The organism is Luteimonas sp. WGS1318 (assembly GCF_043187535.1).
Classification (GTDB): domain Bacteria; phylum Pseudomonadota; class Gammaproteobacteria; order Xanthomonadales; family Xanthomonadaceae; genus Luteimonas.
The window spans coordinates 1,584,008-1,610,093 of sequence record NZ_CP171131.1 but is presented as its reverse complement, the minus strand read 5'-3'; the positions used below and the strand labels follow the sequence as shown (position 1 = coordinate 1,610,093).

The following is a 26,086-nucleotide window of genomic DNA, read 5'->3' as shown; positions in this document are numbered from 1 at the left end:
CCGGCAGGCTAAAATGACGGCTTCATCCGCTGCGCCTCAGCCCAATGACCGATTCCCGGAACGTCGACGCCGCCCTGCTGGCCCTCTCTCCGCTCGACGGCCGCTATGCCGCCAAGGTCGACGCCCTGCGTCCGATCTTCTCCGAGTACGGCCTGATCCGTGCGCGGGTGAAGGTGGAGGTGGAGTGGCTGCTCGCGCTCGCCGCCGAGCCCGGCATCGGCGAACTCGCGCCGTTCTCTCACGCCGCGTCCGCACGTCTGCGTGCGCTGGCCGACGACTTCAGCCCGGCCGATGCCGCCGGCGTCAAGGCGATCGAACGCACCACCAACCACGACGTCAAGGCGGTCGAGTACTTCATCAAGGAGCGGCTGAAGGACGACGCGGACCTGGCGCCGGCACTGGAGTTCGTGCACTTCGCCTGCACCAGCGAGGACATCAACAACCTGTCCTACGGCCTGATGCTCGATCAGGCGCGGCGCGAGGTCGTGGTGCCGGGCTTCGAGGACATCGCGGGCCGCCTGCGTGCGCTGGCCCACGCCCAGGCCGCGCAGCCGATGCTGTCGCGCACCCACGGCCAGACCGCGTCGCCGACCACGCTGGGCAAGGAGCTGGCCAACGTCGTCGCGCGTCTGGAGCGGCAGATCCAGCAGATCGGCGCCGTCGAGCTGACCGGCAAGATCAACGGCGCGGTCGGCAACTACAACGCGCACGTGGCCAGCTATCCCGACGTCGACTGGCCCGCGTTCGCGCAGCGCTTCGTCGAAGGCCTGGGCCTGGTGTTCAACCCCTACACCACCCAGATCGAACCGCACGACGCGATCGCCGAGATCGGTGACGCTGCGCGTCGCGCCAACACGATCCTCGTCGACCTGTCGCGCGACGTCTGGGGCTACATCTCGCTGGGTTACTTCAAGCAGAAGCTCAAGGACGGCGAAGTCGGCTCGTCGACGATGCCGCACAAGGTCAATCCGATCGACTTCGAGAACGCCGAAGGCAACTTCGGCATCGCCAACGCGCTGTTCGAGCACTTCAGCGCCAAGCTGCCGATCAGCCGCTGGCAGCGCGACCTGACCGATTCCACGGTGTTGCGTGCGCTGGGCACCGCGTTCGGCCACACCCAGGTGGGCCTGGACTCGCTCGCCAAGGGCATCGGCAAGCTGGAAGTGAACCCGCAGCGACTCGATGCCGATCTCGACGCCGCCTGGGAAGTGCTGGCCGAAGCCGTGCAGACGGTGATGCGTCGCCACGGCCTGCCCAATCCCTACGAGCAGCTCAAGGCGCTGACCCGCGGCCAGGGCATCACGGCCGAGTCGATGCGCACCTTCGTCGAATCGCTGGAGCTGCCCGACGACGCGAAGCAGGCGCTGCGCGAGCTCACGCCGGGCCGCTACACGGGCCTGGCCGAAGCGCTGGCCCGCGCGATCTGACCCCGGGCCCGCGGACGTCGCCATGCAGTGGCTGGTCAACCTCGACGTTCCCGACCTCGCCGCCGCCGAGGCGCTGTACGTCGCCGCATTCGGCCTGCATGCCGGGCGGCGCTTCGGCACGGACGGCGTCGAGCTGCTGGGCGGATCGGCCCCGCTGTATCTGCTGGTGAAATCCGCCGGCCGCGATGCGGCCGGCGGCGCCCGACGCGCGTACACGCGGCACTGGATGCCCTGCCATCTGGACGTGGTGGTCGAGAACCTCGACACCGCGCTGGCCCGCGCCGAGGCCGCGGGCTTGATCCGCGAAGGCGGCATCCGCACTGCGGACTGGGGCCGCATCGTCCAGTTGGCCGATCCATTCGGTCACGGCTGGTGCCTGCTGGAGTTCAGTGCGCGCGGCTATGACGCGATCGCGACGGCTGGCTAGATCGCGGCGGTCCTGACCCGCATTCCGGCGCAGGCCGGCATCCGGTGACGCGTCGACGGCATTCGGAGCAGAGCCGACGGCCACCGACGAGCAATACATGGCGTTGGGGGAATGCTTCGGCATCTCGCGGGAATGAAGGCAGACGAATGCCAGGTCACGCTGCGGCCCGGGCGCCCGCTTCGCGTTGCCTGCTCCGCTCCCGCCATCTCCCGATCGACCTGGGCCCGCAACCGATGGCGCGACGGCAACGGCGTTGCGCAGCGACGATCCGTGAGCGCGCACGCACCTCCCCCGCCCCATCGAGCCCGCCCCCGTTTTCGCGTAGTCTGCCGCCCCATGAGCGCCCCCGACCTGCCCTTCGAAATCGACGCCGCCGGCCATGCGCCGCTCGGCATGCCGCCGGCGCAGTTCCTGCGCGACTACTGGCATAAGCGCCCGCTGCTGATCCGCAACGCGTTTCCGGATTTCGAGACACCGCTCGAGCCCGAGGACCTGGCGGGCCTGGCCTGCGAGGAATTCGCGCTGTCGCGACTGATCCGCCACGACCGCGCCGGTGACGGCTGGCAGGTCGAGACCGGCCCCTTCGACGAAGACCTGTTCCCGGGGCTCGGCGATCACGACTGGACGCTGCTGGTGCAGGACGTCGACAAGTGGGACGCCGACGTCGCCGCGCTGCTGCCGCATTTCGACTTCCTGCCGCGCTGGCGCATCGACGACATCATGGTCAGCTTCGCCGCGACCGGCGGCTCGGTCGGCGCGCACGTCGACCAGTACGACGTCTTCCTGCTGCAGGGCCAGGGCCATCGCCGCTGGCAGATCGACGCCTCGCACGCGATGGGCCGCGGCCTGCCGCCGCAGGACTTCCGCGACGACGTCGAACTCAAACTGCTGCGCACCTTCACCGCCACCCACGACTGGGTGCTCGGCCCCGGCGACATGCTCTATCTGCCGCCGATGGTGCCGCACCACGGGGCCGCCGAAGATCCCTGCCTGACGTTCTCGGTCGGCATGCGCGCGCCTGCGGTCGCCGAGCTCATGGGCGATTTCGTCGACACGCTGGCGGCCGAGACCGACGAGTCGCAGCGCTACCACGACGAAACGCTGGCCGTGCCCGCCGATCCGAACGAGATCGACGATGCGGCGATGGCCCGCGTGGTCGCGGCCCTCGAGGCGCTGCGCAACGACGACCCCGACCACCTGGGCGACTGGTTCGGCCGCTTCATCACCGGTTACCGCAACGCGCACCAGGTCATGCCGGCGGACACGCTGCCGGCCCGGATCGAACTCGAATTCCAGCTCGCAGAAGGCGGCGCGGTGTTGCAGCGCAATCCGTTCTCGCGGATGGCCTGGCGGCGTACCGCCGATGGCGCCCGTCTGTTCGTCGCGGGCACAGCGCTTCCCGTGCCGCTGGCCGACGCGCCGGTGCTGGCCGGCGCGAGCGCGCTGTCGGCGGACGACTACACGGGTCTGTCGCAGGGCGGACGCGACGCGGTCAACGCCCTGCTCGAACTGGGCCACTACCAGCTGTCGCTTCCCGACGACGCATGAGCGGGCGGTTCCACGTCGTCGAAATCGTCGACCCGGCGCAGCAGGCGGCCGCGCATGCGGTGCGCGATGCGGTCTTCGTGCGTGAGCAGCAGGTGCCCGTCGAACTCGAACGCGACGCCCTCGATGCGCTCAGCCGGCACGTGCTCGCGATCGACGCCGACGGCACGCCGATCGGCACCGGCCGGCTGGCCCCCGACGGCAAGATCGGACGCATGGCGGTGCGCGCCGATCGCCGGGGCCAGGGCGTCGGCGAGGCGCTGCTGCGCGCGCTGCTCGAGCTGGCCCGCACCGCCGGCCTGCGTGCGACCTGGCTGCACGCGCAGCTGGCGGCCAGCGACCTCTATGCGCGCAACGGCTTCGTGGCGCACGGGCCGCGCTTCGTCGAAGCGGGCATCGAGCACCGCGCGATGCGCCGCCTCGACGGCGCCGGCTTCGCGATCGAAACGCTCGACGGTGCCGTCGACGCCACGGTCACGCTGATCCATTCCGCGCGCCGTGCGCTGTGGCTGCGCAGCCGGGATCTCGATCCGGGCCTCTACGACCACCCGGACGTGCTGCAGGCACTGCGCCGGTTCGCCACCGCCGGTCGCGGCGGCCGGATCCAGGTGTTGCTGCAGGACGCGGCGGGCACCCAGCGCGAGCACGCGCCGATGCTCGCGCTCGCGCAGCGGGTGTCGAGCGTCTTCGCGTTCCGCGAGGCCGACGATCCGGTCGACCGCGCATTCGCAGGCGCGTATCTGGTCAACGACGTCGGCGGATTCCTGCAGCGGCCGCTCGGCCACCGCTTCGACGGCGAGGCCGCGACCGCACTGCCCGGCCAGGCGCGACAGCTGGCGCGACAGTTCGCGCCGGTATGGGAACGTTCACGCCCCTGCACCGAGTTCCGCGCACTGGGAATCTAGGCCGGAACCGGCACCCGCTGGCCCCTCGCGGCATCTGCGACCTTGGTCGAACGCGCGTCGCGTCGCGGTCCGGTGATGCATGGGCGGCGGCGAGACGCGTATACTCTCGGGCCTTCATCGGCCCCGCGATGCGCGCGTTTCATGCGGATCGGGTGCGCCACACCCCCTCCCCAAAGAGTCCGAATCACCCGACGTGGACAGTCTCCTGAAGCAGTTTGCGCAGTCGTCCCAGTTCGGCGCCAACGCCGCCTATATCGAAGATCTGTACGAGCAGTATCTGGTCGATCCCGAGAGCGTCGGGAGCAGCTGGAAACAGTGGTTCGACGCCTTCAAAGGGCGCGAGGCGGGAGACGTTCCCCACTCCGCGGTGCTCTCGGCCGTTGCCGAAGCCGGCCGTCAGGCTGCACGCGGCGTGGTCACGACCTCCGCCGCGTCCGGCACCGCCGGCGACGAGCGCGAGCGTCACGTCGGCCGCCTGATCACGGCCTACCGCTCGCGTGGCCATCTGGGCGCCAAGCTCGATCCGCTGGACATGACCCCGCCGGTCAATCCGCCGGATCTCGGCCTGCCGTTCCACCAGCTCACCGAGGCCGATCTCGACGACGAGTTCAGCACCGGTGGCGTGGCCGGCCAGCCGCGGATGAAGCTGCGCGATCTGCTCGCGCTGCTCAAGACCACGTATTCCAGCCAGATCGGCGCGGAATTCATGCACATCCCGGACTTCGACCAGCGCAGCTGGCTGTACCAGCGCCTGGAGAAGGCCGGTGGCCGCTTCGCGCGCAGTGCCGAGGAAAAGAAGCGGATCCTCGAGCGCCTCACCGCGGCCGAGGGCCTCGAGCGCTACCTGCACACCAAGTACGTCGGTCAGAAGCGCTTCTCGCTGGAAGGCGGCGATGCGCTGATTCCGCTGCTCGACTCGCTTATCCAGCGTGCCGGCAAGGACAGCGTCAAGGACATCGTCATCGGCATGGCCCACCGCGGCCGCCTCAACGTGCTGGTCAACACGCTCGGCAAGAACCCGCGCAAGCTGTTCGACGAATTCGAAGGCAAGTTCGACCACCACGACGACGACCGCGCGCACACCGGCGACGTGAAGTACCACATGGGCTTCTCGGCCGATCTCGCCACGCCGGGCGGCGCCGTGCATCTGGCGCTCGCGTTCAATCCCTCGCACCTGGAAATCGTCAATCCGGTGGTCGCCGGCAGCGTCCGTTCGCGTCAGCACCGCCGTCGCGACACCGAGCGCAAGGCCGTGCTGCCGGTGCTGCTGCACGGTGACGCCGCGTTCGCCGGCCAGGGCGTCAACATGGAACTGTTCCAGATGTCGCAGGCCCGCGGGTTCGCGGTCGGTGGCACGGTGCATGTGGTCATCAACAACCAGGTCGGCTTCACGACCAGCGAGCGCCAGGATTCGCGCTCGACGCTGTACTGCACGGACGTCGCCAAGATGGTGGGCGCGCCGATCCTGCACGTGAACGCCGACGATCCGGAAGCCGTGGTGTTCTGCGTCGAGCTCGCCTACGACTTCCGCCAGCAGTTCGGTAAGGACGTGGTCATCGATCTCGTCTGCTACCGCCGCCACGGCCACAACGAGGCCGACGAGCCGGCCGCCACACAGCCGCTGATGTACCAGGTGATCCGCAAGCACAAGACGCCGCGCGAGCTCTACACCGCGCAGCTGGTGTCCGAAGGCGTGGTCACCGCGGATGAAGCCAAGGCCGTTGTCGACCGTTACCGCGACAAGCTCGATGCGGGTGAGGTCACCGTCGAACTGGCCGATGCCAAGCCGTCGGACTACGAGCTGACGATCGACTGGGATCCCTACCTCGCCGGCCGCCTGAGCGACACGCTCGACACCACGGTGTCGGTGGACACGCTCAAGGCGCTGGCGACCAGGATCACCACCGTCCCCGAGACCGTGAGCCTGCACGCCCGCGTCGCCAAGATCTACGACGACCGCCGCAAGATGGCGGCCGGCGAGGTCGCCGGTGACTGGGGCTTCGCCGAAAACCTCGCCTACGCCACCCTGCTCGACGCCGGCCATCGCCTGCGCCTGGTCGGCCAGGACAGCGGCCGCGGCACGTTCTTCCATCGCCACGCGGTGCTGCACGACCAGAACGACGGCGAGAACTACATCCCGCTGCGCGAGCTGGTGAAGAATCCCGAAGACGCGACGATCATCGACTCGCTGCTGAGCGAAGAAGCGGTGATGGCGTTCGAGTACGGCTACGCGTCGTCCGAGCCCGGCACGCTGTGCATCTGGGAAGGCCAGTTCGGCGACTTCGCCAACGGCGCCCAGGTCGTCATCGACCAGTTCCTGTCGTCGGGTGAAGCCAAGTGGCAGCGCCTGTGCGGCCTGGCGCTGTTCCTGCCGCACGGCTACGAAGGCCAGGGCCCGGAACACAGCTCGGCGCGCCTCGAGCGTTTCCTGCAGCTGTGCGCGCTGGACAACATGATGGTGTGCGTGCCGACCACCCCGGCGCAGGCCTTCCACATGATCCGCCGTCAGCTGTGCATGACCACGCGCAAGCCGCTGGTGGTGATGACGCCCAAGTCGCTGCTGCGCCACAAGCTGGCGGTCTCGACGCTCGAGGAACTGGCCAACGGCGAGTTCCAGCATCTGATCCCGGATGCCGACGCCGACGTGAAGAAGGTCACCCGCGTCGTCGCGTGCTCGGGCAAGGTCTATTACGACCTGCTGGAAGAAAGCCGCAAGCAGTCGCTCGACAACGTGGCGCTGCTGCGCGTGGAACAGCTGTACCCGTTCCCGCGCGAGCAGCTCAAGGCCGAACTCGCGCGTTACGAGAACGCCACCGAGGTCGTGTGGTGCCAGGAAGAGCCGCAGAACCAGGGCGCCTGGTACCAGATCAAGCATCACCTCGAAGCCTGCAAGGACGGCGCGCAGAGCCTGCATTACGCCGGTCGCGCACGCTCGCCCTCGCCCGCCGTCGGTCATTTCAACGACCACGTGGCCGAGCAGCAGCAGCTGATCGCCGATGCGCTGGTCAACGCGCTCGACGGCAAGGTCTTCTCCGAGTAATCCCAGATCGCACCCCCACATTCCACTGCTTTTCCAGGAAGCCAAGATGGCCACTGAAATCAAAGTCCCGGTCCTGCCCGAATCCGTTTCCGACGCGACCATCGCCACCTGGCACAAGAAGGCCGGCGACGCCGTCAAGCGCGACGAGAACATCGTCGATCTGGAAACCGACAAGGTCGTGCTCGAAGTGCCGTCCACCGTCGACGGCGTGATCAAGGAGATCAAGTTCGAGGAAGGCGCGACGGTCAACAGCCAGCAGGTCATCGCGATCATCGAGGAAGGCGCCGCCGCCGAAGCGCCGGCCGCCGAATCGGGCAACAAGGACAAGGAAGCGCCGGCCGCCGGCGCCGAGGAAGTGCAGCCGAAGTCCGAGGCCAAGAAGGCCGACGACAAGGCGCCGTCCTCGACCAAGCCGCAGTCGGCCGGCACGCCGTCCAAGAGCGGCGACCTGCCGCCGGGCGCGCGCTTCACCGCCGAGACCAAGGGCATCGATCCGTCGCAGGTCGAAGGCACCGGCCGTCGCGGCGCGGTGACCAAGGAAGACCTCATGAACTACGCCGCGGGCAAGACGCCGGGCGTGTCCGGCGGCGCCCGTCCGGAAGAACGCGTGCCGATGACCCGCATCCGCAAGCGCATCGCCGAGCGCCTGATGCAGTCGAAGGAATCGATCGCGATGCTGACCTCGTTCAACGAGGTCAACCTGGGCAAGGTGATGGCGCTGCGCAAGGAACTCGGCGAGCAGTTCCAGAAGGAGCACGGGATCAAACTCGGCTTCATGAGCTTCTTCGCCAAGGCCACCGCTAACGCGCTGCAGCGCTACCCGATCGTCAACGCCTCGGTCGACGGCGACGAGATCATCTATCACGGCTACGCCGACATCTCGATCGCGGTGTCGACCGAGAAGGGCCTGGTCACGCCGGTGCTGCGCAATGTCGAGCGCATGGGCTTCGCCGAGATCGAACAGGGCATCGCCGAATACGCCAAGAAGGCGCGCGACGGCAAGCTGGGCCTGGACGACCTGCAGGGCGGCACGTTCACGATCACCAATGGCGGCACCTTCGGCTCGCTGATGTCGACGCCGATCGTCAACCCGCCGCAGTCGGCGATCCTCGGCATGCACACCATCAAGGAGCGTCCGATCGTCGAGAACGGCCAGATCGTCGCCGCCCCGATGATGTACATCGCGATCTCCTACGACCACCGCATCATCGACGGCAAGGACGCGGTGCAGTTCCTGGTCGACATCAAGAACCAGCTGGAAAATCCGCATCGCATGCTTCTGGGAATGTGATTCCCAGACGCAGGGGATTCGGCATTCGGGAACTGGGATTCGGCAACGCCGGCTCCTGCTCGCCCCAATCCCGAATCCCGTACCCCCAATCCCGTTTTGAGGGAATGAAATGACCGAAAAATTCGATGTCGTCGTCATCGGTGCCGGCCCCGCCGGCTACCACGCCGCGATCCGTGCCGCGCAGCTGGGCATGAAGGTCGCCTGCATCGACGCGGCGCTGGGCAAGGACGGCAAGCCCGCCCTCGGCGGCACCTGCCTGCGCGTGGGCTGCATTCCGTCGAAGGCGCTGCTCGATTCCTCGCGCCAGTTCTGGAACATGGGCCATCTGTTCGGCGACCACGGCATCACGTTCAAGGACGCGAAGATCGACGTCCCGGCGATGGTGGGCCGCAAGGACAAGATCGTGAAGCAGTTCACCGGCGGCATCGCGATGCTGTTCAAGGCGAACAAGATCACCCCGTTCTACGGCTTCGGCACGCTGCACGCCGACCGCCTGGTCAAGGTGAAGCAGCACGACGGCACGGAAGTCGAGCTCACCGGCACCAACGTCATCATCGCCGCGGGTTCGGAGTCGATCGAGTTGCCGTTCGCCAAGTTCGACGGTGACACCATCGTCGACAACGTCGGCGGTCTCGACTTCACCGAGGTGCCGAAGCGCCTGGCCGTCATCGGCGCCGGCGTCATCGGCCTGGAGCTCGGCAGCGTGTGGAAGCGCCTCGGCGCCGAGGTGACCATCCTCGAAGCGCTTCCCGACTTCCTCGCGCTGGCCGACGCCGAAGTGGCGAAGACCGCGCTCAAGGAATTCAGAAAGCAGGGGCTCGACATCAAGCTGGGTGCCAAGGTCGCCAAGACCGAAGTCACCGGCAAGGGCAAGAAGAAGGAAGTCGTCGTCAGCTACACCGACAAGGACGGCGAGCAGACGCTGACCGTCGACAAGCTGCTGGTCGCCGTGGGCCGCAAGGCCGCGAGCAAGGGCCTGCTGGCCGACGGCAGCGGCGTGAAGCTCACCGAGCGCGGCCAGATCGAGGTCGACGACCACTGCCACACCGGCGTCGATGGCGTGTGGGCGGTCGGCGACTGCGTGCGCGGCCCGATGCTCGCGCACAAGGGCTTCGAGGAAGGCATCGCCGTGGCCGAGCTGATCGCCGGCCTGCCCGGCCACGTCAACTTCGACACGATTCCGTGGGTCATCTACACCGAGCCGGAGATCGCGTGGGTCGGCAAGACCGAGCAGCAGCTCAAGGACGACGGCATCCCGTACAAGGCGGGCAGCTTCCCGTTCGCGGCGATCGGCCGTGCGGTGGCGATGGGCGAGCCGGCCGGTTTCGTCAAGGTCATCGCGCACGCCGAGACCGACCGCGTGCTGGGCATGCACCTCGTCGGCGTCGGCGTCTCCGAGCTGGTGCACGAAGGCGTGCTGACGATGGAGTTCAAGGGCTCCGCCGACGACCTCGCCCGCATCTGCCACGCCCACCCCACGTTGTCGGAAGCGATCCACGACGCGGCGATGGCGGTCGACAAGCGGGCGATTCACAAGGCGAACTGAAGTTCGCCTGTGATGGGTGATTCGTGATTGGTGATTCGCAAGAGCGCCGTCCGTCATCTTTCCCAGACCTCAGACGCCGGGCCATGCCCGGCGTCTGCTTTTCCGAATCACCCATCACCAATCACGAATCACAGCTCCGATGAAAAGCATCTGCGTCTACTGCGGCTCCAACGCCGGCAGCAAACCCGTCTATGCCGAGCGCGCGATGGCGCTGGGCGACCGTCTTGCGAAGGACGGACTGCGCCTGGTCTACGGTGGCGGCAACGTCGGCCTGATGGGCACGGTCGCCAATGCGGTGCTCGATGCAGGCGGCGAAGTGACCGGCGTGATTCCGCAGCAGCTCGCCGACTGGGAAGTCGCGCACCGCGGCCTGACCGAACTCGAGATCGTCGACTCGATGCACACGCGCAAGATGCGCATGTTCGAACTGTCGGACGCCTTCGTCGCCCTGCCCGGCGGCTTCGGCACGATGGAGGAGATCTTCGAGATGCTGACCTGGCGCCAGCTCGGCATCGGCAGCAAGCCCTGTGCCTTCCTCGACATCGACGGCTTCTACGCGCCGCTGATCGGCATGATCGATCGCATGGTCGAGGAGCGATTCCTGCACCCCGACCAGCGCGCCGACCTCTGGTACGGCAGCGACATCGACGCGATGCTGGCATGGATGCAGGCCTACGAGCCCGCGCAGGCGAGCAAGTGGATCGACGAGAAGCGGCGCAGTGTCGTGAGGTAAGGCGTCTCTCGGCGCGTCTGGCGCGCGCAAGGTGCGCTCGTGTGCGTCGGTCGTGTCCGCGCGCCGGCTCCGCTCGGGTCATCTCGATCGCGGGGTGGGTCCCAGCGTCGGCTGGGACGACGTGACCATGGTTCGAGCCGTTCTGTGAACGCCCGCGTTTCCTCGGCCCGTCGCCCAGCGGAGGCTCGAGATGGGTCCAAACGTCCGCCACGACGACGCGACCAGGCTCGAACCGTTTCATGACAGCCAGCGTTCCCGCGCCCCGTCGCCCCAGCGCACGCTGGCGCCCATTTCGACGTTCGCGCGATACACGACCGAGACCTTGACCGACAGCCCCGTCGCAGGTCACTTGCGATGCTGCAGCATCCGGTCCTTCAAGCGCATCCGAGCCATGCGCCACTGTCTCCCCTGCACCTGCATTCTCGCCAGTGCGCCACGCGGCATGCTCCACATCGGGGTGACCTCCGATCTCGCAGCGCGTCTGGCGACACCACACCCGTCGAGTCCCGGCGTCACTTCACACGACCGCCGCCATCGACTCGTCGGGTTCGAAACCCACGACACGATGGCAGCCGCGATCACGCACGAAAAGGCGACTAAAGGCCTGGCAGCGCATGTGGAAGATCCAGCGCGTCGAGTCGACGAATTCCGACTGGCACGCCCTGTATCCTGACCTGATCTGACACCTCGAGGTCCCACGGATGTCCACCCCAGCCCGCTTCGACGCCTTCCGCATCCACAACGACGACGCCGGTTACCGCAGCGGCGTCGAGCAGGTCGCGATCGACGACCTCGCCGACGGCGAAATCGACATCCGGGTCGCGCATTCGTCGGTGAATTTCAAGGATGCGCTGGCAGGCACCGGCCAGGGCAAGATCCTGCGTCGCTTTCCGCTGGTGGGCGGCATCGACGTGGCCGGCCATGTGGTGGCCTCGCGCGATCCCGCGTTCAAGGAAGGCGACGCCGTGCTCGTCACCGGCAGCGGATTGTCGGAAACGCGCGACGGCGGCTATGCGCAGTACGCGCGCCTCGAGGGCAAGTGGGCGGTCCAGCTGCCCGCGGGCTTGACCTTGCGCGAGAGCATGATCCTGGGTACGGCCGGCTTCACCGCCGCGCTCGCGCTGCTGCGGATGCAGGAGAACCGGCAGACCCCGGACCTCGGCCCGCTCGCGGTCACCGGTGCGACCGGCGGCGTCGGCTCGCTGGCCGTCGACATCTTCAGCGCCGCCGGTTACGCGGTGCATGCGATCAGCGGCAAGGCCGACCAGACGGGCTATCTGAAGTCGATCGGTGCTTCCGAAGTGCTCGGCCGTGACGCGCTCGCGACCACCCGTCCGATGGAGTCCGCGCGGTTCGGCGGCGGCCTCGACAATGTCGGCGGCCCGATGCTGGTGAGCCTGCTGGCGCAGACCGCGCCTTACGGCAATGTCGCCACCGCTGGTCTCGCCGCCAGTGCGGATCTGGACGCGACGGTGATGCCCTTCATCATCCGTGGCGTGTCGCTGCTCGGCGTCGCGTCGGCCGGTACCCCGCGTGCGATCCGGGATGCGGTGTGGGCGCGCCTCGCAGCCGACTGGAAACCCCGCCATCTGGACACGATCTGCACGCAGGAGGTCGCATTGTCGGGCCTGCCGGATGTCTTCGACCGCATGCTGGCCGGAGGTTCGCACGGCAGGACGCTCGTCACGCTTTAGCGCGTGGTATGGGTGCATACACTGAATGCGGGCTAGAATCCTGCGCTCTTGAAGGGGGAACAATGGCGCGCATTCTGATCGTCGACGACTCACCGTCGCAGTTGATGGGCATTCGTCGCATCGTCGAAAAACTGGGGCACGAGGCACTGACTGCCGAAGACGGGCAGGCCGGTGTCGAGGCGGCCAAGCGGGAGCTGCCGGATCTCATCCTGATGGACGTGGTGATGCCGAACCTCAACGGGTTCCAGGCCACGCGCTCCATCACGCGCGATCCGGCCACGCGGCATATCCCGGTCGTACTGGTCACCACCAAGGACCAGGACACCGATCGCGTCTGGGGCATGCGCCAGGGCGCCAAGGCCTACCTCACCAAGCCCTTCAGCGAGGTCGAGCTGTCCGACGCGATCGTCAAGACGATCGGCGCCGACGCGAACCCGACGCCGCCTACTGCAGGCTGAGTGCCGGCGGGCGCCGCACGGCGCCGTCGACCGGGTTCGACGGACTTGGCGGGTTTACGTGGATGGCCAGATCTCCCGGTGGCGAATGCACACCGCCCGCGATCAGCCCGGCATTCGTCGAGCATCGCGTGATACCGCGGCCTGCGCACCGCCGCACGACCGGCCGCATGCGCGCTTCGACGATCAGGTCAGGGCGCGTAGCGCCCCACCCGTTCAGCGCTCGCCGGCTTCGACGCGATCGAACGCCTGACGCAGCGCCTCGTAGGCCGCGGTCTGCTCGGCAGTGCGCGGCGGCGGTGCCTCCACCTCGAGTTCGATCAGTTGATCGCCCGCGGTCGCGCCACCGCTGCCCGGCAGGCCGCGGCCACGCAGCCGAAGCTTGCGCCCGCTTTCGGACCCCGCCGGAATCTTCAGTTCGACCCGGCCGCCCAGGGTCGCCACGCTGACCGTGGCGCCCAGTGCCGCGTCCCAGGCCGCGATCGGCAACGACAGGATGATGTTGCGGCCGTCGACGTCGAAGTCCGGATGCGCCGCATATTCGATCTCGAGCAGCAGGTCGCCGCCGTGCTGCCCCTTGCCCGCCAGACGGATCACCTGGCCGGGCCGGATGCCCTTCGGAATGCGCACGTCGAACGTGCGTCCGAGCACCGGTACACGGACGTTGTCGCCCTGGTAGACGGTCTCCAGCGGCACCGCCAGCCGTGCACGCGTGTCACCGCGCGGCGCGGCCCCCGGATGCACGCCGCCACTGCCGAATCCGGCGCCGCCACGGCGACGGAAGAGTTCTTCGAAGAAGTCGCTGAACCCGCCACCGGCACCGCCGCCGGCGAAGATCTCGTCGAAATCCGCACCGCCGCCGGCGCCGTAGCCGCCGAAGCCACCGGGCGGCGGCTGCACCTCGTCGCCCGTGCGATAGCCGCGCGCGCGCAGCTGGTCGTAGGCCTTGCGCTTCTCCGGGTCGCGCAGGGCCTCGTAGGCTTCGTTGACCGACTTGAACGTCTCCTCGGCCCCGGCCTCTTTGCTGACGTCCGGATGGTATTTGCGGGCCAGGCGTCGGTAGGCGGTCTTGATTTCCGCATCGCCCGCGTTGGGCTCGACGCCGAGAATCTCGTAGTAATCCTTGAACTGCATCGTGGTTTCTTCCGGGGCGGCGCCCGAACGGGCCGCGGCAGACGGGGAACGCCGGGAGCGGCGACGGCCCGCAGGATACCTGCAGGCCGCCGTGTCCGGTGTGACCCGCACGCGTCGCCGGGCGACGCGTGCGGGTACGGCGACTGCGCTGCTTACTGCGGCCGGTCCGCGGTCGGCACCGCGCCGACCTGGATGCGACGCGGCGTGGTCTCGGGCCGCTTCGGGATGCTGATCTCGAGCACGCCATTGCGCCCGGTGGCAGTGACGGCATCGGCGTCCGCGCTGTCGGGCAGCGCGAACCGGCGATGGAAGCGGCCACTGACGCGCTCCATGCGCGAGAACCGCACATCGGTCTCGCGGCCCTGCCCCTCGCCCGGGTCGGCCGGCCGGGTCACGCGCTCGCCCTTGAGGCTGAGGATGCCCTTGTCCATCCAGATCTCGACGTCCTGCGGCTCCAGCCCAGGGAGATCGGCGAGGATGACGAAGCGCTCGCGCTCTTCGTGGATGTCGACCCGCGGCACCCACTGGCTGGTGACCACCGACGAGACGTCGTGGTTGTCGCCGCTCTGGACGAACTGGTCGAAGAGCCGGCGCATGTCCTCGTGCAGGCTGCGCTCGTGGCGGGCGGGGGTGTGGGGACGCACGGCATTGGAATCGTGTCGCATGGTGCTGGCTCCGCAAAGATGGGCGGCCGGGGCCGCGATGCGCACGATCTGGGAATGCCTTGGCGCCTTTCAAGCGGTCACTTCGGCGCCAACCGCGAGCGGCTAGACTCCGTTCACCCTCCCCCGACGGCCCGCGACCATGACCATCCAGATCGGCGACACCATCCCCGAAGTGACGCTCAAGCACATCCACGACGGCGTCCGCGTCATCGACACGCCGACCATTTTCTCGGGCAAGAAGGTGGTGCTGTTCGCGGTGCCGGGGGCGTTCACGCCGACCTGTTCCGAGCACCATCTGCCGGGCTTCGTCGAGCGCTTCGACGACTTCCGCAAGCGCGGCATCGACGTGGTCTGCATCGCGGTCAACGATCCGTTCGTCATGCAGGCCTGGGGCGAAAGTGCCGGTGTGCCGAGCGGGCTGCAGATGCTCGCCGACGGCAATGCGGATTTCGTCCGCGCAATCGGTCTGGAAATGGACGCCAGCGCCTACGGCATGGGCCTGCGTGCACGCCGGTTCGCGCTCTACGCGGACGATGCGGTGGTCCAGCACCTGTTCGTCGAGGCGCCGGGCGAATTCAAGGTGTCGTCGGCCGACAACGTGCTCGCGCACATCGACTGAGCCTGCTGTGGGGGCTTGCCGGGACGGTGCGCAGCGGCGGCGCAAGGGGCGCACCGTGAGCCGGCCTTGACGCTTCGGTGCGTAGTCTGCACGCACCGAAGGGAGCCCTACGATGACCGATACCAGCCGCGTGCTCGCGCGCAATGCGCAGATCCTGCGCTTCTTGATCAAGTACCGCCGCGCGGGCGTGCTCTCCGGCGTCGACATCGACCCCGCCACCTCGGACATCGACACCGGCGACGACGGCAAGCCCGAGGCCTTCGTCGACGACCTCGAAGCCCTCGGCCCGACCTTCATCAAGATCGGCCAGGCACTCTCCACGCGCCCGGACATGGTACCGCCGGCCTACATCGCCGCGCTCGAGCGTATGCAGGACGACGTCGCGCCGCTGCCCTTCGAGGTGATCCACGAAGCGGTCGAGGAGGCGCTCGGCGTGCGCACGAGCAAGATCTTCGAGACATTCGAGGAAACTCCGCTCGGCAGCGCGTCGCTGGCCCAGGTGCACCGCGCGACGCTGCGTGACGGCCGGCGCGTCGCGGTGAAGGTGCAGCGTCCCGGCATCGTGGAGCAGATTCGTGATGATCTCGACACCCTCGCCCGCCTCGCCGGCGGCGTCGACCGGGTGACCGACGTGGGCCGTCGCATCCGCTTCGCCGACTGGGTGCACGAGTTCCGCCGCACGTTGCTGGCCGAACTCGATTACCGCGTCGAGGCCGAGAACCTCGACCGCTTCGATGCCCACTTCACCGCCTATCCCACCTTGTTCGTGCCCAAGCCCATCTGGGACCTCACCCGTGCCCGGGTGCTGACGATGGAGCTGGTCGAGGGCACCAAGGTCACCGACATCAGCGGCCTCCAGCGCACCGAGCACGACATGGGCCCGTTGGCGACGTCGCTGCTGCACGGTTACCTCGACCAGGTGTTCGTGCACGGCGATATCCACGCCGATCCGCACCCCGGCAACCTGCTCTACACCCGCGACGGGCGGCTCGGCCTGCTCGACCTCGGCATGGTGGCGCATGTGCCGCCGCGCACCCGCGAGCGCCTGCTCAAGCTGTTGTTCGCGGCGGTCGACGGCCGCGGCGAACAGGTCGCCGCCGAAGGCATCGCGATGGGCACGCGGCTCGAGGATTTCGACGAGGAACGTTACTACCGCGATGTCGGCCAGCTGGTGGCGCGCTATGCCGCACAGTCGGGAGCGACCGGACAGACCGAAGGCCGGCTGATGCTCGACCTGGTACGGCTGGCGACCGCCTGCGGGCTGCGCACCGCGCCGGAGATGAGCCTGCTCGGCAAGACCCTGCTGCACCTCGAATCGGTGGTGCACGCGCTGGATCCGGAGCTCGACATGAAGCGCGTCGTCGAGGACCACCTCAACGACATGATGCGCCAGCGCCTGCGCAAATCGCTGTCGCCGGCGAGCCTGGCCAGCGAAATGATGGACCTGCAGGAACTGGTGCGCGACGCGCCGCGCAAGGTCTCGAACGTGCTGTCGCTGCTGTCGGAGAACCGCCTGCGGGTGCGCGTGACCGGCCTCGAGGAATCGCATCTGCTCGAGAGTCTGCACAAGATCGCCAACCGCATCGCGGCCGGCATCGTGACCGCCGCCCTGATCCTCGCCTCGGCGATGATGATGGACAACCCGGACGGCCCGCGCCTGTTCGGCTATCCGGCGATCGCGATGCTGCTGTTCCTCACAGGCGCCTCGCTCGGCATCGCGATCGTGCTCAGCGCGCTGCTCGGCGACCGGCGTGCCAAGCCCAACGAGGAACGCGGGCCGCGCTGACGCAGGCACCGGTGTACCGCCCATCAGATGAGAACCGGTCTCATCGCTCTGTTATGATGGGCGGCTCCCCGCGCGATGCCTGCCTGCCATGTCAGCCGCTTTTGGCACCGAGACGGTGCTGGATGTCCGTCACTGGACGGACGCCTACTTCAGCTTCACCACCACCCGCGACGACGGCTTCCGGTTCGAGAACGGGCAGTTCGTGATGATCGGCCTGGAGGTCGAGGGCAAACCGCTGCTGCGCGCGTATTCGATCGCCAGCGCGAACTGGGAAGAGCAACTCGAGTTCTTCAGCATCAAGGTCGACAACGGCCCGCTGACCTCGCGCCTGCAACACATCAAACCGGGCGATCGCATCCTAGTCGGACGCAAGCCGACCGGCACCCTGTTGATCCACGATCTGCATCCGGGGCGCAATCTCTACCTGCTGGGCACCGGCACCGGCTTCGCACCGTGGCTGTCGGTGATCAAGGACCCGGAGACCTACGAGCGGTTCGACACCGTGATCGTCACCCACGGCGTGCGCACGCCGCAGGATCTGGCCTACCGCGACTACATCGTCAACGAGCTGCCTCATCACGAGTTCCTCGGCGAGCAGATGGCGAAGCAGTTGCGCTACTACCCGGCCGTGACCCGCGAGGACTTCGATGTCGATGGTCGCAGCCACCGCGGCCGGTTGACCGAGCTGCTCGACAGCGGTCGCATGGCGTCCGATCTGGGTCTGCCGCCGCTCGATCCGGCACATGACCGCGCGATGATCTGTGGCAGCCCGCAGATGCTGGCCGACTTCCGCAATCTGCTCGACGCCCGCGGCTTCGAAGCCGCCCCGCGCATCGGCACGCCGGGGCAGTACGTGTTCGAACGGGCCTTCGTCGAAAAGTAGCCGCGTCCGGGTCTACACTCGGCGCAGACTTCCGGAGCGCCCATGAAGATTCTCGTGACCGTCGATGGCAGCGACATCAGCCTGCGCGCGTTGAAGTACGCGCTGGGCCTCGCCAAGCAGTTCGCCAAGCCCGGCGTGGTGACCGTGCTGCATGTCGACCCGCCGGCGTTTCCGGGGGTCGAGCGGCGGCTTGGGCACCAGGCCATCGCCGACTACCACGCTGCGAACCACGAGCACGCGCTGGCCCCGGCCCGCGCGATGCTCAAGCGCAGCAAGCTCGCCGTGGACGAAGTGCACGCGGTCGGCGAGATCGCCGGGACGATCCTCGACGTCGCCCGCAAACGCCGCATCGACCTGATCGTCATGGGCTCGCACGGGCGCTCGGCGGTCAAGGGCGTGCTGCTCGGTTCGGTGTCGACCAAGGTGATCGCGCAGACGGACATTCCGGTCACGATCATCCGCTGAGCGCCGACACCCTCAGGCCCGCTCGCCCAGCGCCTTCTCGATTGGTGACCGGAGCGCGGACGGCGGTGTCGACGGCGCGAATCGCCGCAGCACCTGGCCGTCCCGGCCGACGAGAAACTTGGTGAAGTTCCATTTGATCGCGCGCGTGCCCAGCACGCCACGCTTCTGCTGGCCCAGCCAGGCCCACAGCGGATGCGCGCCGGGGCCGTTGACCTCGACCTTGGCGAACATCGGGAAGTCCACTGCATAGTTCAGCGCACAGAACCGGCGGATGTCGGCTGCATCGCCCGGCTCCTGCTGGCGGAACTGGTCGCACGGAAACCCCAGCACGACGAGCCCACGGCCACTGAAGTCCGTCCACAGCTGCTGCAGCCCGGCGTACTGGGGCGTGAATCCGCAGCGCGAGGCCACGTTGACGATCAGTAACACCCGGTCTGCGTAATCGGACAGGGGCTGATGCTGTCCCTCGAGCGTGGTGGCCTCGAAATCGAATGCGCAGGTCATGGGGAGGCTCCAGACGGAGCCACGAGTCTGCGGCAGACGGCTACGCGATGCCATACAGCTGAGCAATCGCATGAAATTGTTTTTGCAATCGATTGATATCGAAGCAAACAGCGTCGCGCGACTTCCGGCACGGGCCGCATGCACCCCGATGGGCTAGCCTAGGGGGTCATGTCACCTGGAGAGTCACCTTGCTGAAGCACCCGCTCGCCGTTGCCCTGTGCGCGGCTCTCGCCGTGTCCGCACTGCCCGTCTTCGCCCAGACCGGCGCCCCCGCCAATGCCGCGCCGGCCACGAGCGCCCAGCGTCCCGCCGACAATCCGCTGTTCGTCGAAAGCACGCTCGATCTCCAGTACCCGCACTTCGACCGCATCCAGGATGCGCACTTCGCCCCGGCGTTCGATGCCGGCATGGCCGAAAACCTGCGTGAGATCGAGGCGATCGCCAGCAATTCCGAAGCCCCGACGTTCGACAACACCATCATCGCGCTCGAGCGCTCGGGTGAACTGCTGTCGCGCGCACGGGTGATCTTCGGCAGCCTCAACGGCACCGACACCAACGACACGCGCCGCAAGATCGACGCCGAATACGCGCCGAAGTTCGCCGCCCACCGTGACGCGATCATGCTCAACCCGCAGCTGTTCGCGCGTATCGACACGCTGTACAAGAACGTCGGCGATCTCGGCCTCGACGCCGAAGGGCAGCGCCTGGTCGAGCGCTACCACACGATGTTCGTCCGCGCCGGCGCCAACCTCACCGAGGCGCAGAAGCAGGAGATGCGCCGCATCAACGCCGAATCGGCGAAGCTCGGCACCACCTTCAGCCAGAACGTGCTCAACGAGGTCAACGATTCGGCCGTCGTGGTCGATACGCTCGAAGAACTCGACGGCCTGACCGATGCACAGATCGCCGCCGCGGCCGCCGAAGCCAAGACGCGCGGCGTGGAGGGCAAGTACGTCATCACCCTGCTCAACACGACCGGCCAGCCGGTGCTGCCGCAGGTCAACAACCGCGCACTGCGCGAGCGCATCCACACCGCGTCGGTCAACCGCGGTAGCCGCGGCAACCAGTACGACAACACCCAGGTCATCGCCGACATCCTCAAGCTGCGCGCCGAGCGCGCCAACCTGATGGGGTATCCGAACCAGGCGACCTTCATCCTCGAGGACTCGACCGCCGGCACCGTCGAGGCCGTCAACGGCATGCTCGGCCAGCTGGCCCCGGCTGCGGTCGCCAATGCCAAGCTCGAAGCCGCCGAACTGCAGGCGATGATCGACCGCGAGCAGGCCGCCAAGGGCGAGCCGACGTTCCAGCTCGAGCCGTGGGACTGGGCCTACTACTCGGAGAAGGTCCGCCAGGACAAGTACAGCTTCGACGACGCGCAGATCAAGCCGTACTTCGAGATGAAGAACGTGTTGGAGAACGGCGTGTTCTTCGCCGCGACCCAGTTCTACGGCATCACGTTCAAGGAGCGGACCGACCTGCCGAAGTACCACCCCGACACCTGGACCTACGACGTCTTCAACGAGGACGGCAGCCAGCTCGCGATCTTCATCTTCGATCCCTACGCGCGCGCGTCGAAGCGCGGCGGTGCGTGGATGAACTCGTACGTTTCGCAGTCCGAGCTCGACGGCACGCTGACCGTCACCGCCAACCACCAGAACATTCCCAAGCCTCAGGCCGGCCAGCCGACGCTGCTGACCTGGGATGAAGTGACCACGATGTTTCACGAGTTCGGCCACTCGCTGCACGGCATGTTCTCGGACGTGAAGTACCCGTTCTTCAGCGGTACCAGCGTGCCGCGCGACTTCGTCGAGTTCCCGTCGCAGGTCAACGAGATGTGGGCCGACTGGCCGACGATCCTCGCCAACTACGCCAAGCACTACCAGACCGGCGCGGCGATGCCGTCCGAGCTGATCGAACGCGTGCAGGCGGCGGCGAAGTTCAATCAGGGCTTCGCGACGACCGAATACCTCGGTGCGGCGATGCTCGACCAGTACCTGCACCAGCTGCCGGCCGACCAGCTGCCGAGCGGTGCCGAGGTCATGGCCACCGAAGCCGCCGCGCTGCAGGCGGCCGGTCTCGACTACGCGCCGGTGCCGCCGCGCTACCGCACGCCGTACTTCAGCCACATCAACGGCGGCTATGCGGCCGGCTACTACGCCTACATCTGGTCGGAAGTGCTGGACGCGAACACCGTGCAGTGGATCGAGCAGAACGGCGGCCTGACCCGCGCCAACGGCGATCGCCTGCGCAGCACGCTGCTCTCGCAGGGCGGCAGCAAGGATGCGAAGCAGTTGTTCGTCGACTTCACCGGCGCCGAGCCGCAGATCGAGCCCCTGCTGATCAAGCGCGGCCTGGCCCCGGATCCGACCGACGCGTCGAACTAACGCGTTTCCCGATCTCGCTTCAGAACGCCCGGCCTCGTGCCGGGCGTTTTCGTTGAAGGCCTGCTGCTCGCACGCGTTGTGCGTCGCAGCGGCTGCGCCGACTCCATGGACGCGGGGTAGCATGGCGGCATGTCCTCACCCGCCCTCGCCGCGTCCACCTCCGAACGCCTGCACGACTGGCTCGATGCGCACGCGCGGATCTTCGTATTGACTGGCGCGGGCATCAGCACGGGTTCCGGCATTCCCGACTATCGCGACGCGAGTGGCGCGTGGAAGCGCGCGGCCCCCGTCACCTGGCAGGCGTTCACGGCCGACCCGGCTGTCTACCGCCGCTACTGGGCACGCAGCCACGTCGGCTGGCCCGCGTTCTCGGCCGCACGCCCGAACGTCGCCCACGACGCGCTGGCCGGGCTCGAGGCGCGCGGCCGCCTGTCGATGCTGCTGACCCAGAACGTCGACGGCCTGCATCAGGCGGCCGGAAGCCGGCACGTCGTCGACCTGCACGGACGCCTCGACACCGTGATCTGCCTGGGCTGCGGCGATCGTCAGCCGCGCAAGGACCTGCAGCCGCGCCTGGCGGCCGACAATCCGCACTGGTGCCCCGGTGACGCCGGCATGGCACCCGACGGCGACGCCGACATCGCGGCCGACGTGGTCGCCGCGTTCGTCCCGCCGCACTGTCTGCTCTGCGGCGGACTGCTCAAGCCGGACGTGGTGTTCTTCGGCGAGAACGTGCCGCGCGCGCGGGTCGCGTCGGCCCAGGCGGCGCTGCAGGCCAGCGATGCGATGCTGGTCATCGGCTCATCGCTGATGGTGTATTCCGGATTCCGCTTCGCGCGCATGGCCGCCGACGCCGGACGGCCGCTGGCCATCCTCAATCGCGGCACCACGCGCGCCGACGCCCTGGCGACCCTGAAACTCGATGCCGACATCGCCGACACGCTGGCAGGGCTCGAAGCCGGCGGCTGACGCTCAGCCCTGGACGAACAGCGCGCGATAGCGCTCGGCGACATGCGGCAACAGCACCGATGCCGGCACCTCGACTGTCTGCACGCCGTCCGAATATGGACCGACCTGATAGGGCGGAAACACGAAGCGCAACGCCACGAGCTTGCCGCCCGCGCCGACGACCGGCTCGAACTGCTGGTAGTTGCTCACCTCGGGACCGGACCCTTCGTCGATCATCTTGCCGGCCGAGCGCATCAGGCGGCTGCGTTCGTCGGGCTCGAGTTCGTCGGCGTCGACACGCTGCGACAACGCGGCGTGCAACTGCTCGCGCACATAGGCGGCGATCGCCTGCCAACTGTCGGGCTGCGCCAGCAAGGTATCCGCAGTCAGCAGGCGGTCTTCCGCGACCAGCCAGACGAAGCGTTCGATCAGCGGTGCGTCATGGGCACCGCCGGTATAGCTGCTGCCATCGGCGGCGATCGCCAGCAGATCCGGCGTGTCGGCGATGGTGGTGAAGCTCAACGACAGGTCGTACATCGTGCCCGCCGGCAGCTCGGCGCCGCGCACCGCGTCCATCAGCTCGTCGCGCGCGCCCTGTGCGTAGCGATGCAGCTCGGCGGCGAGACCGGGATACTTGTTCGCCTCGGGCGGGTAGCTGATGCCGACGATGAACCTGGCATCCATCTCCACGACATCTTCGAGATGGCCCGGCCCTTCCGGCACAGGGGCGACGTCGACCGCGGGTGCGGGATCGGCGGACGGTACGGCGGGCGGCGCCTCACGCTGACAGGCAAGCAGCATCACCGACAACAGGCCGCACATCACCATCCGTCTCATCGTATCGATCCCCGTGCCGCGCCTGCGGCTTAAAAAACTCACGAAACGCTAACGCTGTCGCCGTGGCTTCGCCGTGATGGCGACACGCGGCTTCCGGAGCGCGCGACATAGAAAAAGCCCCGGGCGTTTCCGCCCGGGGCTCGGTCTTGCAGCGGGCAGGGCGTCTTAGACGGCCTGCACTTCGTCAGCCTGCAGGCCCTTCTGGCCCTGGACGACCTTGAAGGTCACCTTCTGGCCTTCCTGCAGCGACTTGAAGCCGGTGCCCTGGATCGAACGGAAGTGGACGAACAGGTCCTGGCCGCTTTCCGGGGTGATGAAGCCGAAGCCCTTGGCATCGTTGAACCACTTGACGGTGCCGCTCTGACGCTCACTCATGGTGTTACTCCTTGAAGCAGTTTGGTCATTGGAACACGGTGCACCGGCGGGTTGATTGGACGCCGGGTACCGCGACTGTCGAGCAAGGGGTAACGCGAAAGCGATGGAGCGGATCGTCCCGACCGGAGACCGGCCGTTCAACTTGGATCTACCGCATCGGAGCCACGATGTACCGTGATCCCGGCCTTGAACAGTTCGCGAACGATACCGCATCTTTCGCCGGAAATGTGAATAGGCAAACCCCGGTGTCGACGACTGCCGCGGGCGGTCACCTGGGGCAAGCCGGACCGGTCGAGTACGGCCATGCGGCGCTGTTTCCGAGACCCACGCGGGCCACGTGGGAGGTGACGTCCAGCGTCAACCCGGCGAAACATCGGCCCGCATAACCGCGATTCCGCAAGGCCATCGACGCCGGGATATCGCGCAGGCGCGTTGGCCGTATTCGGCCGAGGCGCGCTGCCGCACTCGGCGTCAGAAACCACTGACAGCGAGGTCCGGAAATACCCGACCCGGGGAACCGCCACGGCTCGCCCGGATGACGACAGGCCGCGCCCCATGCAGCGGACGCGGCCTGTCTGTCTGACCCGATAGGCAGGGTCTACTGACGCGCCCTCACCCATGGACCCGCGGATGAGGGCGGCGCCCGGATCAGCCGGGCTTGTTGCGGTGGTCGCGCTTGCCCTGGTTCTTGCGGTCGCGCGTACTGATGCTGCCGTGGATCGGCGCCTGCCGCGTCTCGCCCGCATGCAGTTCGAGCACACGCGAGCGCGCTTTCGGCGACTGGAAGCCCGGCGTGGCCTGGGCGGTTCCCTCGTTGCCGAGTCCTTCCCACGGCTTGGGCTGGCTGGCACTCGCCTCCTGCTGCTCGAGCAGTTTGCGGGTATTGGCGAGCGCGCGACGCGGCGAGATGCCAGCCGATGCCTTGCTGGCCGCGCCCTTCTTCGCCGTGCCCGTGCTTGCCGCGCGCGTTTTCGGCGATGCGGTCTTCGCCTGCGTGGTCGTCTTGCCTGCCGTGCGCGTTTTCTTGGCGCTCGTTGTCGAGGTGCGCTCGACCGCCGTGGACCGGGCGGCCGCTGCCGGTGCCTTCTTCGACGTACGCGCGGCCTTGGCGGGAGCGCTCGCTCCCGAGGTCTTTGCAGCCGTCTTCGTCGTAGCTGTCTTTTTGGCAGCCGTCTTCTTGGCAGCGGTCTTTTTGGCGGTTGCCTTCTTGGCGACCGTCTTCTTGCTGGCGGTCGACGACGTGCTCGCACTCGACGCCTTCGCCTTGCCCGTCGTCGTCCGTGCGGCGGCGGTCTTCTTGGCGGCCTTGGCGGGCGTCTTGCGAGCGGCGGCCTTCGCGGCCTTGGCCGTGTCGCGATGCTGCGCGTCCAGTCGCTTCAGGATGTCGGCCAGCAGTTCGACCTTCTCACCGGTGCGCGCATTGGCCTGACCACTGCGGCCCGACTTGCTGCCGGACGACGCGCGCGATGCGAGGCGCTGGCGCTTCTCGAGATCGCGGGCACGGTCACGTGCGGTGCGGGCGCGGGTGACCAGACGCGCGAGCTGCGCCTCGCTGTGACCACGCAGCGCATTGGCGCGGCTGGCGTCGTAGAGCCCCATTTCGGCGGCGTTGAGCAGGCTGGTGGCTTTGGCGCGCGTGACTGCCATGGATATGCACTCCCTTCGTGATCGAAGTGGAAGGAATATCACGCGTTCCATGCAAGCGCGGTGAGCGCGCAGGCGGATGCGCCCGGTTTCATCAGCGCACACGCTGGTCCCACAGGTGACGGCGACGCACTGCGCGACGCGTCAGAACGAGGGAGAACCGAGGCGCTCGAGAAACACGCCGATGATCCTCGGCTCCATCATCGCGGTGAACAGCACGCCGTAGCCCGCACCCCACAGATGCGCGCTGTGGTTGATGTTGTCGCCGCCGCGCTTGTCCATCCAGATGCTGTAGCCGATGTAGCAGACGCCGAACACGATCGCCGGCATCGGAATGAAGAACACCAGCAGCAACGACCAGGGGTTGATCAGGATCGAGGCGAACAGCACGGCCGAGACCGCGCCCGACGCGCCCAAGCTGCGGTAATTCGGATCGTGGCGATGACGCAGATACGTCGGCAGGATCGCGACCAGGATCGCCGACAGATAGAACAGCAGGAAGCCCACCGGCCCGATGTAGGGCGCGAATGCGCGTTCGATCGTGCCGCCGAAGAAGAACAGCGTGATCATGTTGAACAGCAGGTGCTGCCAGTCGGCATGGATGAAGCCGTGGGTCAGCAGGCGGTCGTACTGCCTATGCCGGTCGACCGCGGGCGGCCACAGGATCAGGCGGCCCAGCAGCTGGGGCTTCTCGAACGCCTGCCACGACACCAGCACGGTGATCGCGATCAGGACGAGGGTCACGGGTCCGGCATTCATGCGCGCGGTGCTTCCAG

23 protein-coding genes are annotated in these 26,086 nt (G+C 67.7%); 16 read left to right on the top strand and 7 right to left on the bottom strand.

Annotation, left to right across the window (positions count from 1 at the left end; translation table 11 throughout):
- Positions 1–44 precede the first annotated feature (44 nt).
- The 10 genes from purB (at position 45) to pilH (ending at position 13,066) form a co-directional block, all read left to right on the top strand.
- Positions 45–1,427 carry an adenylosuccinate lyase gene (gene purB, locus ACF3M1_RS07430; RefSeq protein WP_394004933.1) on the top strand — a complete coding sequence of 461 codons (1,383 nt, stop codon included), beginning with the start codon at positions 45–47 and terminating at the stop codon, positions 1,425–1,427.
- Positions 1,428–1,449: 22 nt separating this feature from the next.
- Positions 1,450–1,854 carry a VOC family protein gene (locus tag ACF3M1_RS07425; protein WP_394004932.1) on the top strand — a complete coding sequence of 135 codons (405 nt, stop codon included), beginning with the start codon at positions 1,450–1,452 and terminating at the stop codon, positions 1,852–1,854.
- Positions 1,855–2,190: 336 nt separating this feature from the next.
- Entirely contained in the window at positions 2,191–3,402 is a 1,212-nt protein-coding gene (locus ACF3M1_RS07420) for a JmjC domain-containing protein (protein ID WP_394004931.1), read from the top strand.
- Positions 3,399–4,304, top strand: a complete 906-nt coding sequence (locus ACF3M1_RS07415) for a GNAT family N-acetyltransferase (RefSeq protein WP_394004930.1) — start codon at positions 3,399–3,401, stop codon at positions 4,302–4,304. The genes ACF3M1_RS07420 and ACF3M1_RS07415 overlap by 4 nt, the downstream gene beginning before the upstream one ends.
- A 193-nt stretch (positions 4,305–4,497) precedes the next feature.
- Entirely contained in the window at positions 4,498–7,344 is a 2,847-nt protein-coding gene (locus ACF3M1_RS07410) for a 2-oxoglutarate dehydrogenase E1 component (protein WP_394004929.1), read from the top strand.
- A gap of 46 nt (positions 7,345–7,390) precedes the next feature.
- The gene (sucB, locus tag ACF3M1_RS07405) at positions 7,391–8,635 is read left to right on the top strand and encodes a dihydrolipoyllysine-residue succinyltransferase (RefSeq protein ID WP_394004928.1); all 1,245 of its coding nucleotides are present in this window, start codon (positions 7,391–7,393) and stop codon (positions 8,633–8,635) included.
- 109 nt (positions 8,636–8,744) lie between these two features.
- Complete coding sequence (gene lpdA / locus ACF3M1_RS07400; RefSeq protein WP_394004927.1) at positions 8,745–10,181, top strand: dihydrolipoyl dehydrogenase; 1,437 nt, start codon at positions 8,745–8,747, stop codon at positions 10,179–10,181.
- A gap of 139 nt (positions 10,182–10,320) precedes the next feature.
- Positions 10,321–10,914, top strand: a complete 594-nt coding sequence (locus tag ACF3M1_RS07395; RefSeq protein ID WP_394004926.1) for a TIGR00730 family Rossman fold protein — start codon at positions 10,321–10,323, stop codon at positions 10,912–10,914.
- A 701-nt stretch (positions 10,915–11,615) separates the two neighbouring features.
- Positions 11,616–12,608 carry a YhdH/YhfP family quinone oxidoreductase gene (locus tag ACF3M1_RS07390; RefSeq protein WP_394004925.1) on the top strand — a complete coding sequence of 331 codons (993 nt, stop codon included), beginning with the start codon at positions 11,616–11,618 and terminating at the stop codon, positions 12,606–12,608.
- A 62-nt stretch (positions 12,609–12,670) separates the two neighbouring features.
- Positions 12,671–13,066 carry a twitching motility response regulator PilH gene (gene pilH / locus ACF3M1_RS07385; protein ID WP_394004924.1) on the top strand — a complete coding sequence of 132 codons (396 nt, stop codon included), beginning with the start codon at positions 12,671–12,673 and terminating at the stop codon, positions 13,064–13,066.
- A gap of 213 nt (positions 13,067–13,279) precedes the next feature.
- On the opposite strand, the gene ACF3M1_RS07380 is transcribed toward pilH, so the two are convergent.
- Both ACF3M1_RS07380 and ACF3M1_RS07375 read right to left on the bottom strand, forming a co-directional pair.
- Complete coding sequence (locus tag ACF3M1_RS07380) at positions 13,280–14,197, bottom strand: DnaJ C-terminal domain-containing protein (RefSeq protein ID WP_394004923.1); 918 nt, start codon at positions 14,195–14,197, stop codon at positions 13,280–13,282.
- 152 nt (positions 14,198–14,349) lie between these two features.
- On the bottom strand, positions 14,350–14,862 hold the full coding sequence (locus tag ACF3M1_RS07375; protein ID WP_394004922.1) for an Hsp20/alpha crystallin family protein: 513 nt from the start codon (positions 14,860–14,862) through the stop codon (positions 14,350–14,352).
- A gap of 139 nt (positions 14,863–15,001) precedes the next feature.
- On the opposite strand from ACF3M1_RS07375, the gene ACF3M1_RS07370 reads away from it, so the two are divergent.
- The 4 genes from ACF3M1_RS07370 to ACF3M1_RS07355 all read left to right on the top strand — a co-directional run bounded on the left by ACF3M1_RS07370 (position 15,002) and on the right by ACF3M1_RS07355 (position 18,615).
- On the top strand, positions 15,002–15,481 hold the full coding sequence (locus tag ACF3M1_RS07370) for a peroxiredoxin (protein WP_394004921.1): 480 nt from the start codon (positions 15,002–15,004) through the stop codon (positions 15,479–15,481).
- A gap of 112 nt (positions 15,482–15,593) precedes the next feature.
- A complete protein-coding gene (locus tag ACF3M1_RS07365) occupies positions 15,594–17,267 on the top strand; it encodes an ABC1 kinase family protein (RefSeq protein ID WP_394004920.1) in 1,674 nt (557 codons plus the stop codon).
- 88 nt (positions 17,268–17,355) lie between these two features.
- Positions 17,356–18,150 (top strand): ferredoxin--NADP reductase, encoded by a 795-nt coding sequence (locus ACF3M1_RS07360; protein WP_394004919.1) that lies wholly within the window; start codon positions 17,356–17,358, stop codon positions 18,148–18,150.
- Between the two features lie 42 nt (positions 18,151–18,192).
- A complete protein-coding gene (locus ACF3M1_RS07355; RefSeq protein ID WP_394004918.1) occupies positions 18,193–18,615 on the top strand; it encodes a universal stress protein in 423 nt (140 codons plus the stop codon).
- Between the two features lie 12 nt (positions 18,616–18,627).
- On the opposite strand, the gene ACF3M1_RS07350 is transcribed toward ACF3M1_RS07355, so the two are convergent.
- Positions 18,628–19,119, bottom strand: coding sequence for a glutathione peroxidase (locus ACF3M1_RS07350; RefSeq protein WP_394004917.1), 492 nt, complete (start codon positions 19,117–19,119; stop codon positions 18,628–18,630).
- Between the two features lie 233 nt (positions 19,120–19,352).
- Here ACF3M1_RS07350 and ACF3M1_RS07345 point away from each other — a divergent pair, with 233 nt between their 5' ends.
- Both ACF3M1_RS07345 and ACF3M1_RS07340 read left to right on the top strand, forming a co-directional pair.
- The gene (locus tag ACF3M1_RS07345; protein WP_394004916.1) at positions 19,353–21,506 is read left to right on the top strand and encodes a M3 family metallopeptidase; all 2,154 of its coding nucleotides are present in this window, start codon (positions 19,353–19,355) and stop codon (positions 21,504–21,506) included.
- 129 nt (positions 21,507–21,635) lie between these two features.
- Positions 21,636–22,475, top strand: a complete 840-nt coding sequence (locus ACF3M1_RS07340) for an NAD-dependent protein deacetylase (RefSeq protein WP_394004915.1) — start codon at positions 21,636–21,638, stop codon at positions 22,473–22,475.
- Between the two features lie 3 nt (positions 22,476–22,478).
- Here ACF3M1_RS07340 and ACF3M1_RS07335 read toward each other — a convergent pair whose 3' ends face one another.
- The 4 genes from ACF3M1_RS07335 to ACF3M1_RS07320 all read right to left on the bottom strand — a co-directional run bounded on the left by ACF3M1_RS07335 (position 22,479) and on the right by ACF3M1_RS07320 (position 26,069).
- Positions 22,479–23,291, bottom strand: a complete 813-nt coding sequence (locus tag ACF3M1_RS07335) for a DUF3298 domain-containing protein (protein WP_394004914.1) — start codon at positions 23,289–23,291, stop codon at positions 22,479–22,481.
- A 165-nt stretch (positions 23,292–23,456) separates the two neighbouring features.
- On the bottom strand, positions 23,457–23,666 hold the full coding sequence (locus ACF3M1_RS07330; RefSeq protein ID WP_394004913.1) for a cold-shock protein: 210 nt from the start codon (positions 23,664–23,666) through the stop codon (positions 23,457–23,459).
- Positions 23,667–24,314: 648 nt separating this feature from the next.
- Positions 24,315–25,364 carry a hypothetical protein gene (locus tag ACF3M1_RS07325; protein ID WP_394004912.1) on the bottom strand — a complete coding sequence of 350 codons (1,050 nt, stop codon included), beginning with the start codon at positions 25,362–25,364 and terminating at the stop codon, positions 24,315–24,317.
- Between the two features lie 90 nt (positions 25,365–25,454).
- Positions 25,455–26,069: a rhomboid family intramembrane serine protease gene (locus ACF3M1_RS07320; RefSeq protein ID WP_394004911.1), complete on the bottom strand. Its 615-nt coding sequence runs from the start codon at positions 26,067–26,069 to the stop codon at positions 25,455–25,457.
- Positions 26,070–26,086 lie beyond the last annotated feature (17 nt).